This is a genomic window from Nocardia higoensis NBRC 100133 (genome assembly GCF_000308595.1).
Taxonomy (GTDB): Bacteria; Actinomycetota; Actinomycetes; order Mycobacteriales; family Mycobacteriaceae; genus Nocardia; species Nocardia higoensis.
Genome location: NZ_BAGA01000116.1, coordinates 31352 through 46272, shown reverse-complemented (window position 1 = coordinate 46272; position 14921 = coordinate 31352). Strand labels below are relative to the sequence as shown.

At 68.6% G+C, this 14921-nt stretch carries 16 protein-coding genes; 10 read left to right on the top strand and 6 right to left on the bottom strand.

Features of this window, described 5'->3' with window-relative positions:
- Window positions 1-106: 106 nt before the first annotated feature.
- From manA to ON26_RS21185, 6 genes are all read right to left on the bottom strand, one after another.
- The gene (gene manA, locus ON26_RS21210; protein WP_040797966.1) at window positions 107-1330 is read right to left on the bottom strand and encodes a mannose-6-phosphate isomerase, class I; all 1224 of its coding nucleotides are present in this window, start codon (window positions 1328-1330) and stop codon (window positions 107-109) included.
- The gene (locus ON26_RS21205; RefSeq protein ID WP_040797965.1) at window positions 1330-2583 is read right to left on the bottom strand and encodes a hypothetical protein; all 1254 of its coding nucleotides are present in this window, start codon (window positions 2581-2583) and stop codon (window positions 1330-1332) included. The genes manA and ON26_RS21205 overlap by 1 nt, the downstream gene beginning before the upstream one ends.
- 94 nt (window positions 2584-2677) lie before the next feature.
- On the bottom strand, window positions 2678-4048 hold the full coding sequence (locus tag ON26_RS21200) for a phosphomannomutase/phosphoglucomutase (RefSeq protein ID WP_174375428.1): 1371 nt from the start codon (window positions 4046-4048) through the stop codon (window positions 2678-2680).
- 93 nt (window positions 4049-4141) lie between these two features.
- Window positions 4142-4519 (bottom strand): DUF3499 domain-containing protein, encoded by a 378-nt coding sequence (locus tag ON26_RS21195; protein ID WP_040797963.1) that lies wholly within the window; start codon window positions 4517-4519, stop codon window positions 4142-4144.
- Between the two features lie 154 nt (window positions 4520-4673).
- Window positions 4674-5153: a metallopeptidase family protein gene (locus ON26_RS21190; protein WP_169333755.1), complete on the bottom strand. Its 480-nt coding sequence runs from the start codon at window positions 5151-5153 to the stop codon at window positions 4674-4676.
- A gap of 99 nt (window positions 5154-5252) precedes the next feature.
- Window positions 5253-5486, bottom strand: coding sequence for a WhiB family transcriptional regulator (locus tag ON26_RS21185; protein ID WP_040797961.1), 234 nt, complete (start codon window positions 5484-5486; stop codon window positions 5253-5255).
- A 351-nt stretch (window positions 5487-5837) separates the two neighbouring features.
- Between ON26_RS21185 and cofD the strand changes: the two genes are divergently transcribed.
- The 10 genes from cofD to ON26_RS21140 all read left to right on the top strand — a co-directional run bounded on the left by cofD (window position 5838) and on the right by ON26_RS21140 (window position 14803).
- Window positions 5838-6971 carry a 2-phospho-L-lactate transferase gene (gene cofD, locus ON26_RS21180; protein WP_083884259.1) on the top strand — a complete coding sequence of 378 codons (1134 nt, stop codon included), beginning with the start codon at window positions 5838-5840 and terminating at the stop codon, window positions 6969-6971.
- Window positions 6968-8314: a coenzyme F420-0:L-glutamate ligase gene (locus ON26_RS21175; RefSeq protein ID WP_040797960.1), complete on the top strand. Its 1347-nt coding sequence runs from the start codon at window positions 6968-6970 to the stop codon at window positions 8312-8314. Before cofD ends, ON26_RS21175 begins: the two co-directional genes overlap by 4 nt.
- The gene (locus tag ON26_RS21170) at window positions 8311-8829 is read left to right on the top strand and encodes an NUDIX hydrolase (RefSeq protein ID WP_040797959.1); all 519 of its coding nucleotides are present in this window, start codon (window positions 8311-8313) and stop codon (window positions 8827-8829) included. Before ON26_RS21175 ends, ON26_RS21170 begins: the two co-directional genes overlap by 4 nt.
- A 180-nt stretch (window positions 8830-9009) precedes the next feature.
- Window positions 9010-10245, top strand: coding sequence for an alkane 1-monooxygenase (locus tag ON26_RS21165; protein ID WP_040798001.1), 1236 nt, complete (start codon window positions 9010-9012; stop codon window positions 10243-10245).
- Window positions 10242-10415 (top strand): rubredoxin, encoded by a 174-nt coding sequence (locus tag ON26_RS32495; protein WP_083884258.1) that lies wholly within the window; start codon window positions 10242-10244, stop codon window positions 10413-10415. Before ON26_RS21165 ends, ON26_RS32495 begins: the two co-directional genes overlap by 4 nt.
- Window positions 10412-10594, top strand: a complete 183-nt coding sequence (locus tag ON26_RS21160) for a rubredoxin (protein WP_040797958.1) — start codon at window positions 10412-10414, stop codon at window positions 10592-10594. The genes ON26_RS32495 and ON26_RS21160 overlap by 4 nt, the downstream gene beginning before the upstream one ends.
- Before the next feature lie 76 nt (window positions 10595-10670).
- On the top strand, window positions 10671-11216 hold the full coding sequence (locus tag ON26_RS21155; RefSeq protein WP_083884262.1) for a TetR/AcrR family transcriptional regulator: 546 nt from the start codon (window positions 10671-10673) through the stop codon (window positions 11214-11216).
- A gap of 246 nt (window positions 11217-11462) precedes the next feature.
- Window positions 11463-12566, top strand: coding sequence for an alkane 1-monooxygenase (locus tag ON26_RS21150; protein ID WP_085999062.1), 1104 nt, complete (start codon window positions 11463-11465; stop codon window positions 12564-12566).
- Between the two features lie 96 nt (window positions 12567-12662).
- Window positions 12663-14147 (top strand): adenosylhomocysteinase, encoded by a 1485-nt coding sequence (ahcY, locus tag ON26_RS21145; protein ID WP_040797955.1) that lies wholly within the window; start codon window positions 12663-12665, stop codon window positions 14145-14147.
- Entirely contained in the window at window positions 14147-14803 is a 657-nt protein-coding gene (locus ON26_RS21140; protein WP_174375425.1) for a dTMP kinase, read from the top strand. The genes ahcY and ON26_RS21140 overlap by 1 nt, the downstream gene beginning before the upstream one ends.
- Window positions 14804-14921: the final 118 nt, after the last annotated feature.

Sequence of the window (14921 nt, the reverse complement as noted above, 5' to 3'; positions counted from 1 at the left end):
GGGAAGGCCGGGCGTGCCGGACCGTCGACACCCTTGGCGCGGCGGGCAAGCGCGTCCGGTCCGGAACCGGCTCCGCCCGGCCCGAGCGCGCCGGTGACGGAGAGAGTCAGCGCCCGTCGCCGACGCAGGCGCAGAACAGCTGCGCCGGACCGTCGACGGCCTGGGCGCGGATACCGGTGTCGGCGGCGGAGATCCACGCGGCCGAGCCACGCGCCACGATCAGTTCGTCGCCCCCGTGCAGCAGCCGGGCGGTGCCCGAGGTGCACAGCACGATGCCGGGGCCGGCATCGGTCAGCGGGACCTGCCCGGAACCCTCGGTGAGGTCGAAACGGCGCAAGGCGAATTCGGGTGCGGGGGCGTTGTAGCGGACGGAGCCGTCGCCGGCGGGTTCGGGCAGCACGATCGGCAGATCCAGCGGCTCGAAATCCAGCACCCGCAGCAGCTCGGGAACGTCGACGTGCTTCGGGGTGAGGCCGCCGCGCAGCACATTGTCGGAGTTGGCCATCAGTTCGACGCCGACGCCGTGCAGGTAGGCGTGCAGGTTGCCCGCATCGAGGAACAGCGCTTGGCCGGGCTGCAGAGTCAGGCGGTTGAGCAGCAGTGCCGCCAGCACGCCCGCGTCGCCCGGGTAGTTCTCGGCCAGTTCCAGGGCGGTGCGCGCCTCGGGGGTGAAGCGGCGCCTGCCTGGCGCCGACAGATACCGCACGCAGCCGTCCAGGACGGCGGGCAGCAGGGTGTCGAGCACCTGGTGCGGCAGCGTGATCCAGGTGGTGAACAGCGCGCGCAGGCCCTGGGAGTCGGGCTGCGAAGCGAGCATGTCGGCGTAGGGCTCGAGCTCGGGCACCGCGAGGTCGCGGAAGAGCTCGACCGTGCGCAGTGGTTCGCGGAAGCCGGCCAGCGCCTCGAAGCGGTCCAGCGCGACCACCAGCTCCGGCTTGTGGTTGTCGTCGCGGTAGTTGCGCATCGGCGAGTCCAGCGGCACCCCGTCGCGGTTCTCCTTGGCGAAACCGGCGCGGGCCTGCTCGGCGGAGGGATGCGCCTGCAACGACAGCGGCTCCTCGGCGGCCAGGATCTTCAACAGGAACGGCAGCTTGTCGCCGAACTGCTCGGCGGCGGCGCCGAGTTCGCGTTCCGGGTCGGCGGCCACGACATCGAGCAGCGACTTGGTGGTGCCCTCGGCGAGGGTCACATACGCGGGGTCGGCGGGGTGCGCGCCGAACCACAGTTCGGCCTCGGGGTGGGCGGAGGGCACCGGGCGACCGCACAGTTCGGCGAGGGCGGTGCGCGATCCCCAGGCGTAGGAACGCAGCGCACCAACGAGTTCGTGCACTAGAAACGTCCCCCGTCGTACTGGTCGGTGGGGTCGAAATCGTCCCCGCCCCGGTAGTCGCCGCCGCCCGTGTACTCGGCGCGGCCGACCGCCTGCGGCTGCCCGTTGATCAGGCGCAGATAGGCGGCCGCCATCTCGATGCGCAAGGCGAGCACGGCCAGCTGTTCCACTTCGTTGCCGCCGCCGGTGGGCCGCGCGCCGTCACCGGCGTCCGCGGCGGGCGCGGCGGGATCGGTGAGGGCCGAACGCAGCAGGTCGATATCGGCGTTGACCAGGTCGGCGTCGACCAGCCCGCCGGTGCCGAAGACCGCGATCCGGCGCCTGGCCGCGGACTCGTCGGGATCGGTGCTGAGCACGAACACCCGGACCCGGTCGACCGGCGCCGGACCGTCGAGTTCTTCGTCGTGGAACATCGGATCGAAGCCGGGCGCGGCCTGACCCGCCGCCGCCACGATCCGTGGCTGGGCGGCCACCACCTCGGCGAGCCCGGCGGCGCCGGACACCCGGCCTGCCGCCTGTAACAGCACCTCGGCCGCGTGCTCGGCCAGCGCGGCGGTGGCCGGTGAGTCGCCCGCGAAGACCACGCCGTGCTGCTGCATGCGCGCGGCCAGCGTCTTGGCGGGATTGCGGAAGACCTCGATCTGCGGGGCCGCGCGCAGCGCCTCGGCGTCGAGCACGTCGGCCAGCGCCGTCAGCTCGGGCGTCACCGGACCGCTGCGGGACGAATCGACCAGGCGCAGCACCGCGACGCCCACCGCCAGATAGCGCAGCAGGCGATTGTGGTCGAGCACGGGAACGCGCGGCGGCAGCATCAGCGCCCGGCCCGCCGCGGCCATCCGCAACGGACCCTCGTCCGGCGCGGCGATCACCACTTCGGCGCCGCGGCGCAGGCCACGGTCCACCGCTTCGATCAGCCGGGGATCCCCGGCGTCGTCGCCGGCCACGAGCACCACATCGAGCGGGCCCACCCACGGGGGCAGGCCGGCGGCGAGCACGATCGGCAAGCCCGCACGCTCACCGAGCGCGGCGATCAGCAGGCCGGCCGCGCGAGCCGCGCGGCCGGCCCCGCATACGAACACCACGCTGCGTGGCCGCAGACCGTCCAGGCGGGCGAGCACATCCTCACCGACCGCCGCCGCGGTGGCACGCACCAGCGCGCCACCGGAGGCCGCCGACCGGAGTGCGCCGCCGCTGTCGGCCGCTTCGAGTGAAGCGGCATCGTCGAGGTCGAGTACCGGTGTTCCAGCGATCATCCGGCCTCTCACCTCCCCTCGTCGCGCTGTGTCCGGATCGTTCACACCGTGCCCTGGTCGGGCGAATCCAAAGTCTGTTATTCCACTATTGCAGTCAGGACCGCACGACGCTCAGGATCTCGGTTACGAGTGCGTCTACTTCTTCGGCCGACCGGGCCTCCACATTGAGCCGCAGGAGCGGTTCGGTGTTGGAGGCGCGCAGATTGAACCAGGCGTCGTCGGCCAGTTGCACGGTCACGCCGTCGAGCCGGTCCACCGACTTCGCGCGTCCGGCGAAGGCGTCCAGCACCGCGGCGGTGCGCGCCGCGGCGTCGTCGACGGTGGAGTTGATCTCGCCGGAGGCGGCATAGGCGTTGTAGGACGCCATCAGCTCCGAGACCGGGCGATCGGTCTCACCGAGGGCGGCCAGCACGTGCAGGGCGGCCAGCATGCCGGAGTCGGCGCCCCAGAAGTCGCGGAAGTAGTAGTGCGCCGAGTGCTCGCCGCCGAACACCGCGCCGGTGGCGGCCATCTGCTGCTTGATGAAGGAGTGGCCGACACGGGTGCGCACCGGGGTACCGCCCAGCGAGCGCACCAGCTCGGGAACGGCCTTCGAGGTGATCAGGTTGTGGATGATGGTCGCGCCCGGCTCCTTGGCCAGCTCGCGCTCGGCGACCAGCGCGGTGATCGCCGAGGGGGACACCGGGTCGCCCTTCTCGTCCACCACGAAGCAGCGATCGGCGTCGCCGTCGAAGGCCAGGCCGATATCGGCGCCGGACTCGCGAACCAGGTGCTGCAGATCCACCAGATTCTTCGGATCCAGCGGGTTGGCCTCGTGATTGGGGAAGGTGCCGTCGAGTTCGAAGAACAGCGGCACGATCTTCACGTGCTCGAGCGCGCCGAGCACGGCGGGGACGGTGTGCCCGCCCATGCCGTTGCCCGCGTCCACCGCGATGGTCAGCGGGCGCTCGCCGGACAGCCGAACCAGCTCGCGCAGGAACTCGGCGTAGTCGTCGAGCAGTTCGACGGTGTCGACGCTGCCGGGCGCGCCGTCGTATTCCGGGACGCCGGCGACGAGTTCGTCCTTGATGGTCGCCAGGCCGGTGTCCTGGCCGACCGGCAGCGCGTTGGCCCGGCAGAGCTTGATCCCGTTGTAGCGAGCCGGATTGTGGCTGGCGGTGAACATCGCGCCGGGGCAGCCGAATCGGCCGGAGGCGAAGTACAGCTCGTCGGTGGAGGCCAACCCGATGTGGGTGACATCGAGGCCCTGCGCGGTGACGCCCGCGGCGAAGGCGTTCGCGAGCTCGGGGGAGGACTCGCGCATATCGTGTCCGATGACCACCCGGGTCGCGCCCTCGGCGCGCATCAGCCGGGCGAAGGACGCTCCCACGTCCTGGGTGAAGCGGGCGTCGATCTGGTCACCGACCACACCACGCACGTCGTATGCCTTGATCACCGCATTAACGGACTCGGCAGAGCGGGCCACTGTCATGCCCCACACCCTAGTGGGCGCCCGGAACAGCAAGGAGCACTGCCCACCCGAGTGCATCGGCCGGCCCGGCGCGGGACGGATCGCCGGTCAGCTCGGGGGATCGGGCAGCACGCGCAGATGACCGCGACGGCCCGTCCTGGTGGCGCGCTGCTGTGGCGGCGCGTACTCGCGATAGCCCCGATGATCGGATTCCGGGGGACGCCTGCGCAGGCCCGCCTCCCGCACGGCCTCGGCCAGCGCGGTCAGATCGTCGTCGTCGGTACTGCTGGAGAAACCGCCCTCGTGGCGGACCAGTTCCCAGCCCTTCGGAGCGGTGATCCGGGAGGCGTGCGTTTCGCACAGATCCCAGGAATGCGGTTCGGCCACGGTGGCCAGTGGACCGACCACCGCGGTGGAATCGGAATAGACATACGTGAGCGTCGCGACGGCCGGGTTCTTGCAGCCGGGTCGGCAGCAACGACGCATGGGGATCACGTCGTTGAGAGTATCGCGCCTGCCTCCGGTATGTGTACAGACACGCTGGGTCGACTTCCCGCCGGCCGAATTCGCGTGCGAACATGCGAACGCCCGGACCGTGAATTGGGACACATCACACGACGGCGACTATTTGACCGCGCCGCTATTGCGCGTCCGGGTCGATCACATCGGGGTCGACGCCGAGGTAGGTCGCGACCTGCTGGATGAGTACTTCGCGCAACAGATCGACCAGATCGTCGGGGTCGCCGGCGCGCAATTCCAGCGGTTTGCGGAAGAGCACGACGCGCGCGCGGGTGGCCGCGCCGTGCCGGTCGACGCCCGCGGGCACCAGGCGCGACAGCGGCACCGGCCCGTCGGCGACGACCTCGTCCGGCCAGGTGACCGAATCGGGATGCAGTGGACGGATTTTCGGCACGTCGTCGACGGCGATGTCGAGTTTGGTGAGCCGGTCGTGCCAGCGCGAATCGATCGGCGCGAAGGCCTCGAGGACCAGCCGGTCGAACTGCTGGCCCCTGGTTCGCCAGGCGGGCACTGTCGGTGGGAGCATCGGACCGCGCACGCCGCGGCCGCGGCGGATGACCGACCGAGCGGTCGGCGGTCGTCGATTGCGAGAGCGGGCCATGGAAGAAAATCTAGGGGAAGACTGCGAACGCGGTGCAGACCGGGATCGGCTGAACCCGCACCGGCCCCGGAATCGGGAGCCGGTGCGGGTCGAAGCCCGTCAGATGATGCCGCGCTTGAGGCGACGGCGCTCCCGCTCGGAGAGGCCGCCCCAGATGCCGAACCGCTCGTCATGGGCGAGTGCGTATTCCAGGCACTCGTCGCGCACCTCGCATCCCATGCAGATTCGCTTCGCTTCGCGCGTGGAGCCGCCCTTTTCCGGGAAGAACGCCTCCGGATCCGTTTGCGCGCACAGGGCGCGTTCCTGCCACTGCTCTTCGATGGATTCGAACATCTCGTCAAAGCCCGTGACGACCAGGCTGAGTCGAGGAGTCGACACCGCTTCACCCCCGTCGTGTTCGCGGCCGATGTCAGCGCAGACGCCACGTGCTGCGCCTGCTGTGGAATCGGTTCGCGCGACCATGTCTTCGGTCATCGCTCCGCCTCCTCACTGTGTGTTAGCGCAGAATGCTTCTTTCCGTCGGACCAACACGCACACCGACGGCACTACCCCGCGATGTAGTCCCGCGGACATCCCCGAGCACATCAATCCGATGCGAACATCTGTTCGAAATGCCGTTCGCGCCATGCACTCTCGCGCGAACCCGGAATGACATGTCTGTGATTAGACACGCCGCGTGTATCGATGGTCAAGCCGCTGTCGCTATTCCGTTACTATCCGGACCCGATTTCCGCGGCCGTCCTGAGACGCAGAATAGCAAATGAGCAGCAAATATGCTGGATCGTGAGGTTTGCGTCGCAACGCATAGGCTGTGCGGATGTGACTGGACAACACGCGGACATCACGCCTGCCGCGGGCCCCGAGATCGCCGTGCTCGTCGGCGGCGTCGGCGGTGCGCGCTTCCTGCAGGGCGTGCGTGAACTTCTCCCCGATTCGCAGATCTCGGCGATCGTGAACGTCGGCGACGACGTCTGGATGCACGGTCTGAGAATCTGTCCCGACCTCGACACCTGCATGTACACGCTGGGTGGCGGCATTGATACCGAGCGTGGCTGGGGCCGGGTCGGCGAGACCTGGCACGCCAAGGAAGAGCTCGCGGCATATCGCGCGCAGCCGGACTGGTTCGGCCTGGGGGATCGCGATATCGCCACCCATCTCATTCGGACGGAAATGTTGCGGGCCGGCTACCCGCTGTCGGCGGTCACCGAGGCGCTGTGCAACCGTTGGCAGCCAGGTGTGAAACTCATCCCGGCAACCGACGACAGGTGTGAAACGCATGTTGTTGTGACCGATCCGGAGAACCCTGGCGAACGTCGCGCGATCCATTTTCAGGAGTGGTGGGTGCGGTATCGCGCAAACGTCGAAACGCATGGTTTTGCCCCAATCGGAGCAGAAGACGCGAAACCGGCGCCCGGTGTGATCGATCTCATAGAGAGATGTGATGCGGTATTACTGGCCCCGTCGAATCCGGTCGTCAGCATCGGTTCGATCCTGGCCGTCCCCGGAATCCGCGGCGCGTTGCGCACGACGCAGGCGAAAGTCGTCGGAGTGTCCGGAGTCATCGATGGGAAGCCGCTGCGCGGGATGGCCGACGAGTGCCTGTCGGTGATCGGCGTGGAGACCACCGCCGAGGCCATCGGCAGGCATTACGGCGCGCGGTCGGCCAACGGCATACTCGACGGCTGGCTGGTGCACAGCACCGATACCGCCGATGTGCCCGGCGTCGAGGTGCGCAGTGTCCCGTTGCTGATGACCGATCCGCCGACCACCGCCGAAATCGTCCGCGAGGCACTGGATCTGGCCGGGGTGACGCTGTGAGCACGCCCATCGATCACGGCGCCGAGGGTCTGAGCATCCTGCCGGTGCCCGGACTGCCGGAGTTCCGTCCCGGCGACGATGTCACCGCCGCGATCGCCGAGGCCGCGCCGTGGTTGCGTGACGGCGACATCCTCGTCATCACCAGCAAGATCGTCGCCAAGGCCGAGGGGCGGGTGGTGGCCGCGCCGGTGGATCCCGAGGAACGCGATGCCGTGCGGCGGGCGCTCGTCGAGCAGGAGGCCGTACGGGTGCTCGCTCGCAAGGGGCGCACGCTCATCACCGAGAACAAGCTCGGCATCGTGCAGGCCGCCTCGGGGGTGGACGGATCCAATGTCGAGCGCGACGAATTGGTGCTGCTGCCTTCCGATCCCGATGCCAGTGCCCGCGAGGTGCGCACCGGGCTGGCGCAGCGGCTCGGCGTCCGGGTGGCGGTCGTGATCACCGACACGATGGGCCGGGCCTGGCGCAACGGGCAGACCGACACCGCGATCGGGTCCGCGGGCCTGCGGGTGCTGCACGACTACAACGGGGCGATCGACGGGCAGGGTAACGAGCTGCACGTCACCCAGGTCGCCGTCGCCGACGAACTGGCCGCGGCCGCCGATCTGGTGAAGGGCAAGTTGCGTGCGGTGCCGGTGGCTGTCGTGCGCGGATTGCCCTACGAGGACGACGGGTCCGGCGCGGCGGACCTGGTGCGCTCGGGGGAGGAGGACTTGTTCTGGCTCGGCACCGCCGAAGCCGTGCAGCAGGGCAGGCGGGAGGCGGTGCTGTTGCGCCGCTCGGTGCGCGAATTCACCGATGCCGCAGTCGAACCCGAGCGTGTCCGCGCCGCGGTCGCCGTCGCGTTGACCGCCCCGGCTCCGCATCACACCCGCCCGGTGCGGTTCGTGTGGGTGCGCGACCGGGACCGGCGTGAGCGGCTCCTCACCGCGCTGGCCGAGAAATGGCGCGCCGATCTCACCGCGGACGGCCTCGATCAGGAGCGGGTCGAACGGCGAATCGCGCGCGGGCGCATTCTGTTCGACGCGCCCGAGGTGATCATCCCGTGCATGGTCCCCGACGGCGCGCACGACTATCCCGACGAGCGCAGGCAGGCGGCCGAGCGGACCATGTTCACCGTCGCGGCGGGCGCGGCGGTGCAGGGCCTGCTGGTGGCGCTGGCCGCCGAGGGGGTCGGCAGTTGCTGGATCGGCTCGACCATCTTCGCGCCCGAGGTGACCCGCGCCGAGCTGGGACTGGCCGCGGACTGGCATCCCCTCGGCGCGGTCGCGGTGGGACATCCCGCCGAGGAACTCGCGCCGCGGCCGCCGCGCGCGGGCGGGGAAGGGCTGGTCGAGCTGTGAGCGCGGAATCCCTGCACGCCTCGGCGACCGAATTGCTGCACAGCTGGCGCGTCCGGTCCGGGCCGGAGGAGTCGATCCGCGAGTCGATGCTCGCGTTCCTGGGTTCGGCACCGCGCGGGTGTCTGCGTGAGCATGTGCCGGGACACATCACCGCCTCGGCGGTGGTCTTCTCCGCCGACGAGCGCGAGGTGCTGTTGACGCTGCATCCCCGGGTCGGCCGGTGGCTCCAGCTCGGCGGGCACTGCGAGGAGCCCGACGAGACGGTGGCAGCCGCGGCGCTGCGGGAGGCCACCGAGGAGTCCGGTATCGCGGGCTTGCGTCTCGAGCCGGGGCTCTTCGGTGCGCACGCGCATCCGATCACCTGCTCGCTCGGGCAGCCGACCCGGCATCTGGACCTGCTCTTCCGTATCACCGCGCCGGCGGGCGCGGTGCCGGTGCGCAGCGCCGAGTCGACCGACCTGCGGTGGTGGCCGGTCGACGCGCTGCCGCCGGGCTTCGACGTGCCGCTGCGGTAGGTGATGCGAAGGATCGTCGGGGAGGGCTTCCGGGAACAACGTCGCGGTCCGGTCGCGGTCGACTGACGGAATCACGACTATACAAATCTTCGAATTTGTATAGACCGCAGACAGGCGACATCGTATTGTCGAACTTGTATGTAATGCGTGTCACAGATGCGCGCATGGAGGGAGACGAAGATGTCGACTGACGCCGATGCGGCCGGCCGGACCTTGGAGGCGTCGAGCTGGCGCGACCGCAAGCGCTACTACTGGCTGTGGGGTCTGTTCGTACCGACAGGCCTGTTCACCATCGGCCTGCCCGCGATCTGGATTCTGAACGAGAACGGTTGGCACGGCTTGGCCCATCTGCCTTTCTGGCTCGGCCCGATCCTGCTCTACATCGTCATCCCGCTCGCCGACCGATTCGTCGGCCCCGATGGGGAGAACCCGCCGGACGAGGTGATCGCCCACCTCGAGAACGACCGCTACTACCGCTACCTGACCTATCTCTACCTGCCCTTCCAATACGCCGCGCTGGTCATGGCCTGCTACCTGATCACCGCCGACGACCTGAGCTGGCTGGGCATCGACGGCGGCCTGCACGTCGCGGACAAGATCGGGCTGGCGATCACCGTGGGGCTGATCGGTGGCATCGGCATCAACACCGCCCACGAACTCGGCCACAAGAAGGTCGACCTCGAGCGCTGGCTCTCGCGTATCGCGTTGGCCCAGACCTTCTACGGTCACTTCTACATCGAGCACAACCGCGGCCACCACGTGCGGGTGGCCACCCCGGAGGACCCGGCCAGCTCGAGGCTGGGCGAGTCGTTCTGGGAATTCCTGCCGCGGACGGTGACGGGGAGTCTGGTCTCGGCCTGGCGGCTGGAGAAGACGCGGCTGGAGCGGATCGGTACCGGGCCGTGGACCTGGCGTAACGAGTTGCTCCAGGCCTGGGCGATGTCGGTGGCGCTGTACGCGGCGCTGCTCGCGGTGTTCGGCATCGGGCTGCTGCCCTACCTGATCCTGCAGGCGGTGTTCGGGTTCAGCCTGCTGGAGGTGGTCAACTACCTGGAGCACTACGGGCTGGCGCGGCAGCGCACCGCGTCCGGGCGTTACGAGCGGCCGGCGCCGACGCACAGCTGGAACAGCGACCACCTGGTCACCAATGTGTTCCTGTACCATCTGCAGCGCCACAGCGATCATCACGCCTACCCCACCCGGCGGTACCAGACGCTGCGCAGCTGGGACGGTGCACCGAATCTGCCCAGCGGCTACGCGACCATGATCATGCTCGCCTACGTTCCGCCGCTGTGGCGCAAGGTGATGGACAAGCGGGTGCTCGCGCACTACGGCGGCGACATCACCCGTGCGAATATCCATCCGCGTACTCGCAGCCGGGTGCTGGCCGAATACGGAGCGGCGGCCGCACGATGAGCGCTTATCGTTGCCCCGTATGCGAATACGTCTACGAAGAATCGAAAGGCGCCCCACACGAGGGATTTCCGGCGGGAACCCCGTGGGCGGCCGTGCCCGACGACTGGTGCTGCCCGGACTGCGGAGTCCGTGAGAAGATCGATTTCGAACCGGTGGGAGTAACGCTGTGACCGAATACAAGTTGTATCAATGCGCGCAGTGCGGCTTCGAATACGACGAAGCGAAGGGCTGGCCCGAGGACGGCATTGCGCCGGGCACTCGGTGGGACGACATTCCCGAGGATTGGACCTGCCCGGACTGCGGCGCCGCCAAGGCCGACTTCTTCATGGTCGAGATCGAGCGGTCCTGAGGTGGGGAGCCGCGGACCGTCCTCGCCCTTCCAGGAGGCGACCAGGGAACTGCTGCGCGCTTCGATCCTGGACGCGATGCGCGCCCTGCTGATCGAGCGGGACTGGTCCAAGATCACCGTCGGGGATGTGGCGGGCCGGGCCGGGGTGAGCAGGCAGACCCTCTACAACGAGTTCGGCTCACGGGCCGGCTTGGCGCAGAGTTACGCCCTGCGCCTGGCCGACGACCTGGTCGATCACGTGGGCGCGGCGGTCGCCGCGAACGTCGGCGACCCGGGCGCCGCCATTCGCGAGGGACTGTCCGGTTTCTTCCTGGACGCGGCGACCGATCCGCTGGTGTGCTCGCTGCTGGCCGGAGAGGTGAAGCCGGACCTGCTGCGGCTGATCACCTTGGACGCGGCCCCGCTCGTGGAGCACGCGACCGCCCGGCTGACGGCGGTGTTCGTGGACAGCTGGGTCGCGGCCACCCCCGCCGAAGCCGATGTGCTCGCCCACGCGCTGGTGCGGATCGCGCTGAGCTATATCCCGAATCCGCCCGGCCCCGGCCGCAACGGACCCGCCGAGCTGGCCGATTTGCTGAGCCCCTATATCGCCGGCATCCTGGCCGCTCGCGAGACGGAATAAGGATAATCCGGGCAGGGCATTTGGCTTTGCGGGAAGTGTGCTGTACGTTTCAACTTCGAGCTGTGGCGGTCGGTTGGACCGACCGATCGGATTGTGCTGGCGCCCACCTTTGCGAGGGTAGAGGCCCTGTAACGGCAGGCGACCCTGTATGTATTTCCCTGAAGAGTCAGGCAGTCCATTAGGCGGGGCAAAGTGCAAACGGATGGCAAATCAGCGATTGCGAGGGACCCCAAACGCCACTTGTGGGTGCTCGGGCTGATCGCCCCTGCGTCGGCGTTGCTGCCCTCCCAGCTCGTGCTGCGGACCGGCATGGAGGTCTTCTGGTGGATCGGGCCGATCATCGTGCTGGTGATCATCCCGCTCCTCGACTGGATCGTGGGTGAGGACGGCACCAATCCCCGCGACGAGGACTACGAGCAGTTGTCCAACGATCGGTACTACCGCTGGTGCACCTACCTGTTCCTGCCCGTCCAGATGATCGGCTTGCTGATCGCGTCGGCCATGTGGGCGGGCGACGATCTGAGTCTGCTGGACAAGGCGGGCCTGGCCACCACGCTCGGCCTGGTCAGCGGCATCGGCATCAACGCCGCTCACGAACTCGGCCACCGGGTCGAGAAGCTGGAGCGCTGGCTGGCCAAGATCGCGCTCGCCCAGTCCGGGTACGGCCACTTCTTCGTCGAGCACAACCGCGGTCACCACGTGCGGGTGGCCACCCCCGAGGACCCGGCCAGCGCCCGGATGGGCGAGTCGCTGTGGGAGTTCCTGCCCCGCACCGTGGTCGGCGGCTTCCGCTCGGGGATCGCGCTGGAGAAGGAGCGCCTGGCCCGTGCGGGACAGGGTTGGTGGAGCCCGCGCAACCACATCCTGCAGGCCTGGTCCATGACGATCGTGTTGTTCGGCGGGCTGATGCTGGTCTTCGGCTGGCACATCCTGCCGTGGCTGGTGCTGCAGGCGATGATCGGCGTCGGTCTGCTGGAGACGGTGAACTACGTCGAGCACTACGGACTGCTGCGGGAGCGACGTCCGAACGGCCGCTGGGCGCGCTGCTCGCCGCGCGACAGCTGGAACAGCGACCGGCTCGTGACCAACATCTTCCTGTTCCATCTGCAGCGCCACAGCGACCATCACGCAAACCCCGGCAGGCGCTACCAGACCCTGCGCAGCTCGGAAGTCTCGCCGCAGTTGCCGGGCGGTTACGCGACCATGATCCTGTTCGCCGCCATTCCGCCGCTGTGGCGGGCGGTGATGGATCGCCGATTGCTGGCGCACTACGGTGGCGATATCACCCTCGCCAATATCGCGCCCCGCAAACGCGCCAGGATTCTGACCGAGCACGGCGCGCTCGCCTGAGCGGCCCGGTATCGGGAGCCGAGTGTGTAGGTGGGGCAACTCCGCCCCGCCGACGGCGCTAGCCTTGCACCGGTACAGCCGAACCAGGAGAGGCAGATGACGACCTCAGAACTTCCCGCTCGCACGTCCCTGACCGCGGATGTCCGCAACGGCATCGACTACAAGGTGGCTGATCTGGCTCTGGCCGAGTTCGGCCGCAAGGAGATCCGGCTGGCCGAGCACGAGATGCCCGGCTTGATGGCCCTGCGCCGTGAATACGCCGACGTGCAGCCGCTGAAGGGCGCGCGCATCTCCGGCTCGCTGCACATGACCGTGCAGACCGCCGTGCTCATCGAGACCCTGGTCTCCCTCGGCGCCGAGGTCCGCTGGGCCTCCTGCAACATCTTCTCGACCCAGGACCACGCCGCCGCCGCGGTGGTCGTCGGCCCGCACGGCACCGTCGACGAGCCCAAGGGCACCCCGGTCTTCGCCTGGAAGGGCGAGACCCTGGAGGAGTACTGGTGGGCCGCCGAGCAGATGCTGACCTGGCCGAACGAGCCCGCCAACATGATTCTCGACGACGGTGGCGACGCCACCATGCTGGTGCTGCGCGGCGCCCAGTTCGAGAAGTCGGGCGTCGTCCCGCCGGAGGACGAGACCCACTCGGCCGAGTACAAGGTCTTCCTGAATCTGCTGCGCGAGCGTCTGCAGTCCGACAAGGGCAAGTGGACCGCCATCGCCGAGAGCGTCAAGGGCGTCACCGAGGAGACCACCACCGGCGTGCTGCGTCTCTACCAGTTCGCCGCCGCCGGCGAGCTGGTGTTCCCGGCGATCAATGTCAACGACTCGGTCACCAAGTCCAAGTTCGACAACAAGTACGGCACCCGCCACTCGCTGATCGACGGCATCAATCGCGGCACCGACGTGCTCATCGGCGGCAAGAAGGTGCTGATCTGCGGCTACGGCGACGTGGGCAAGGGTTGCGCGGATTCGCTGGCAGGCCAGGGCGCGCGCGTGCAGGTCACCGAGATCGATCCGATCAACGCGCTGCAGGCGCTGATGGACGGCTACGACGTGGTGACCGTCGAGCAGGCCATCGCCGACGCCGACATCGTGATCACCGCGACCGGCAACAAGGACATCATCACCCTCGATCACATGAAGGCGATGAAGGAACAGGCCATCCTGGGCAATATCGGCCACTTCGACAACGAGATCGACATGGCGGCCCTGGAGAACTCCGGCGCCACCCGCCTCGAGATCAAGCCGCAGGTCGACCTGTGGACCTTCGGCGAGACCGGCCGCTCGATCATCGTGCTCTCCGAGGGCCGTCTGCTCAATCTCGGCAATGCCACCGGGCACCCGTCGTTCGTGATGTCGAACAGCTTCTCCAACCAGGTCATCGCGCAGATCGAGCTGTGGACCAAGCCGCAGGACTACGACAACGAGGTCTACCGGCTGCCCAAGCATCTCGACGAGAAGGTCGCGCGCATCCACGTGGAGGCCCTCGGCGGTCGGCTCACCAAGCTGACCAAGGACCAGGCCGAGTACATCGGCGTGGACGTGGAGGGCCCGTACAAGCCGGAGCACTACCGCTACTGATGTCCGATCATCAGGTGCTGATCGCACTGGAGGGCCTCGACGGCGCCGGAAAGCGCACGCTGACCGACGCCGTCGTGGCCGCGCTCGGGGCGCGGGGAGTGCGGGCGGCCACGCTCGCCTTTCCGCGCTACGGGCGTTCGGTGCACGCGGATCTGGCCTCCGAGGCGCTGCACGGCGCGCACGGTGACCTCGCGTCCTCGGTGTACGCGATGGCACTGATGTTCGCCCTGGACCGTGCCGACGCGCGCGACGAGCTGTCGAAGCTGCTGGCCGCCAACGACATCGTGATCCTCGATCGCTACGTGGCCTCCAACGCCGCCTACAACGCGGCGCGGCTGCACCAGTCCGCCGACGGCGAAATCGTCGGCTGGACAGCGGATCTGGAGTTCGGCCGGTTCGGCCTGCCCGTGCCCGACGTGCAATTGCTGCTCGACGTGGACACCGAGCTCGCCGCCGAACGCGCCCGCAGGCGCACCGAACTCGACGAGAGCAGGCCGCTGGACGCCTACGAACGCGACGGTGGGCTGCAGAAGCGCACGCTGGCGGTGTACCGTGAGCTCGCCGAGCGGAACTGGCACGGACCGTGGTGGACATACCGGCCCGGCGATGATCCGGTGGCACTGGCCGCACGGCTGGCCGACATGATCGCTCGATAATGTTCTATCGGTTTTCCGGTTCGCCTTGTCCCGATTCGACCGAGTCGGTCAATTCGGCGAGCTACGTTTATTCGGCTGCTCGCCATTATTTGGCGTGGCGGCCCGATCCTCGCCTGGG

Coding starts and splice junctions, on each gene's coding strand:
- ON26_RS21190 (WP_169333755.1), bottom strand. CDS start 5,153: ATGGCCCGCTCTCGCAATCGACGACCGCCGACCGCTCGGTCGGTCATC.
- ON26_RS21195 (WP_040797963.1), bottom strand. CDS start 4,519: ATGCGTCGTTGCTGCCGACCCGGCTGCAAGAACCCGGCCGTCGCGACG.
- ON26_RS21185 (WP_040797961.1), bottom strand. CDS start 5,486: ATGTTCGAATCCATCGAAGAGCAGTGGCAGGAACGCGCCCTGTGCGCG.
- ON26_RS32495 (WP_083884258.1), top strand. CDS start 10,242: ATGAGCGCTTATCGTTGCCCCGTATGCGAATACGTCTACGAAGAATCG.
- ON26_RS21155 (WP_083884262.1), top strand. CDS start 10,671: ATGCGCGCCCTGCTGATCGAGCGGGACTGGTCCAAGATCACCGTCGGG.
- ON26_RS21165 (WP_040798001.1), top strand. CDS start 9,010: ATGTCGACTGACGCCGATGCGGCCGGCCGGACCTTGGAGGCGTCGAGC.
- ON26_RS21140 (WP_174375425.1), top strand. CDS start 14,147: ATGTCCGATCATCAGGTGCTGATCGCACTGGAGGGCCTCGACGGCGCC.
- cofD (WP_083884259.1), top strand. CDS start 5,838: ATGGTCAAGCCGCTGTCGCTATTCCGTTACTATCCGGACCCGATTTCC.
- ahcY (WP_040797955.1), top strand. CDS start 12,663: ATGACGACCTCAGAACTTCCCGCTCGCACGTCCCTGACCGCGGATGTC.
- ON26_RS21205 (WP_040797965.1), bottom strand. CDS start 2,583: ATGATCGCTGGAACACCGGTACTCGACCTCGACGATGCCGCTTCACTC.